Annotated in this window: 3 protein-coding genes and 1 pseudogene; 3 read left to right on the top strand and 1 reads right to left on the bottom strand. The window is 66.0% G+C overall.

The window, feature by feature from the left end; genetic code table 11:
* Nucleotides 1-303 precede the first annotated feature (303 nt).
* Complete coding sequence (locus ACFP2V_RS16290; protein WP_381212047.1) at nt 304-510, top strand: cold-shock protein; 207 nt, start codon at nt 304-306, stop codon at nt 508-510.
* A 31-nt stretch (nt 511-541) separates the two neighbouring features.
* On the opposite strand, the gene ACFP2V_RS16285 is transcribed toward ACFP2V_RS16290, so the two are convergent.
* Complete coding sequence (locus ACFP2V_RS16285) at nt 542-1,102, bottom strand: alpha/beta hydrolase (RefSeq protein ID WP_381212044.1); 561 nt, start codon at nt 1,100-1,102, stop codon at nt 542-544.
* 138 nt (nt 1,103-1,240) lie between these two features.
* Between ACFP2V_RS16285 and ACFP2V_RS16280 the strand changes: the two genes are divergently transcribed.
* Together ACFP2V_RS16280 and ACFP2V_RS16275 are read left to right on the top strand one after the other, a co-directional pair.
* Nucleotides 1,241-2,371 (top strand): hypothetical protein, encoded by a 1,131-nt coding sequence (locus ACFP2V_RS16280; protein WP_381212041.1) that lies wholly within the window; start codon nt 1,241-1,243, stop codon nt 2,369-2,371.
* Between the two features lie 104 nt (nt 2,372-2,475).
* A pseudogene (locus ACFP2V_RS16275) lies at nt 2,476-2,589 on the top strand (NAD-dependent protein deacetylase 1); the annotation flags it as partial.

Below are 2,589 nucleotides of genomic sequence, written 5' to 3'. Positions count from 1 at the left end.
CCGCAGCCATGTTTTCACGCCAGCAAGGCGTACCCGAAGGGAACAGGGAGACTGACCTGGCCGAATATTTTATCGGCACCCGCAGAGTCGTTGCCGACCGCGGCACCTTCTTCGCCTCCCGGGCTCTGCCCGCTGCGTGGTCGTCATAGTGCAGAACCCTGCCCGGAGGCGACCTGTGGACAATGGCGACTCGACCTTGACGTCGCGTAGTGTGGCTGCATGCGTGCTGTGTGTTGCGAGTGCTGTTCGGGGGCGCTTCCGAAAGTGCTCCCACGCACCCGGAACCCATTGGAGGAGAGCATCATGGCGACTGGCAAAGTGAAGTGGTTCAACCCGGACAAGGGCTTCGGCTTCATCCAGCAGGACGGCGGCGGTCCGGACGTGTTCGTCCACTTCTCCGCCATCCAGACCACCGGATTCAAGGAACTGCACGAAGACGACCGAGTCTCCTACGACGTCACCCAGGGGCCGAAGGGCCCTCAGGCGGAGAACGTTGTCGTCGAGTCGTAGCCGACTGACGCACTCCTGTCTGGGTGGGTTCTTACGCGGTGGGGAGGTATGCCGTAGATGCATGCCTGTAGGGGGATGGGGCAAGCACTCGTGCTCCGGAGGGCGTATTACAAGCACGTGGTGCCGTCGAGGAGGTACATGTGACGGCCCTGGTTGCGCAGCGGTTGTAGGGGGAGGACCCGTGACCCTCGGCCCGCACTGTCAGCAGGACGCCGACCCCCTCGCCCAGCTCGTCCGCCATGTGCTTGGTGCCCGCGTACGGTGTCGTCGGGTCGCCGGCGTTAGCGACGACGAGGATCGGGGGAGCGCCGTCCGTGCTGACGTCGGGGGTGGCGTGCTCGCCTTCGAACGGCCAGTCGTAACAGAGGTAGACGACCGGGGACCAGGCTTCGCCGAAGACGGGGGAGGCCGCCTTGATCCGCTTGATCATTTCCTCGGCTTCGATGAATCCGGGGCGCAGGTTGGAGTCAGCGCAGGTGATCGCGACAAAGGCGGACACGCCGTTGCCGCCCGAGGTCTCGCTGCGAGCGCGGACACCGGCCCAGGGCCGGACCCGGGCACCCGGGGCGTGGTCGTACGCCTCCTGCAGCAACTCGCCTGCCGCAACAGCAACTTGACAACGCCCTCCGCCCTGTTTTAAGCCGACCGCTCGTCGAACGCTGCGTCAAATGGCCTCTCGTGCGGCTCACTTCGGTTGCCCGATTGGGCAGTGCAACCTTGTGAGCGGGTTGTGAGTCTTCTGATCGATCACTTTCGTGATCGTACCCACGAGGAGACCATCATCAGCGTCATACGCAAGACCCTCACCGCTACCGCCGTCGTCGGTGCCGTACTCGCGGGCTCCACTGCCTGCGGAACGGCGGAGCAGCTTTCCGCCGGCCAGAAGCTCGACCAGGCCTTCGAGCAGCTCGGCAAGAAGAAGACGCTCTCCTTCGAGCTCGACCTGGACACCGACATCACGTCCCTGAAGGCGCTGGACGCCAAGTCCGACCCCGCGCCCGGCGACGAGATCCCGGATGAGGCCGCCGAGTTGATGAGCGACGCGACGATCACGGTTACCGTGCAGTCGAAGAAGCCGCTCGACGAGTCCGGCGAGAAGGATCTCGTCGGCATGGCCATGAAGATCAGCAATCCGGAGGGCGATCTCGCCGAGTACCGGCTGATCGGCGACTACATCTACGTCCGTGCCGACGTCGACACCATCGGCCAGATGATGGGCAGCCCTGTACCGGCCGCTGAAGACCTGCCTCCGCAGGCTCAGTCCTTCAAGAACGTCCTTGAGGGCAAGTGGGTGAAGTTCAGCGCCAAGAAGATGGAGGAGGCCGTCGCCGAGGGCCAGGGCGGTCCCGCGCCCGCCCCGTCCCTCGACGCCAAGACGCAGAAGAAGCTCGTGGAAGCCCTCCGGACGGTCGTCGCCCGTGAGGTGAGCTTCAAGACGGCCGACGGCGAGAACGGCACCGAGCACGTTACCGCCACGGCTCCCTTCCGCACGCTGATCACCGAGCTGCTCGACGAGATCCGCCCGCTGGCGAAGGGCCTGCCGCCGGGCATGGAGCTGCCGACGGACAAGGACCTCAAGGACGCGCCCGACACCAAGGTGACGGCGGACTTCACGCTGAAGAACGACGAGCTGACCGAGGTGAATGTGGACCTCGCCGCGTTGGCCGAGGACGCCAAGGTCAAGAAGCTCGGCCTGACTGTGCGGATGAGCGACGGCACCAAGCCCACCGCTCCGGCCGGTGCCACCGAGCTGGATCTGCAGGAACTCATGGAGGGCTTCTTCGCCGGCCCGGCGATGGACGACGCCGAGTGGGACGAAAGCGACTACGCCGACCCGGAGTTCCCAGAGGACGAGTTCTGATCGCGCCGAGCGCTGACGGGGCCGGACGCCGCACTCGCACGGTGAGTGACCGCACGGGTGCTTTCTGCCCGCCCCGTGGCTCCCGGGTTCCGTACTCTGGCGGCATGCGCATGCGCCCCACTCTGAACTGGCTCCCTGCCGAGGGCCTGTCGCCGGGCGCCACGGATCTGGAGCCGGTCGCCGATGCGCTGGGCACCGGCGGTGTGCTGGTGCTCAGC

Source organism: Streptomyces incanus (assembly GCF_042656345.1).
Taxonomy (GTDB): domain Bacteria; phylum Actinomycetota; class Actinomycetes; order Streptomycetales; family Streptomycetaceae; genus Streptomyces; species Streptomyces incanus.
This window is presented reverse-complemented; position numbering and strand designations above follow the sequence as displayed.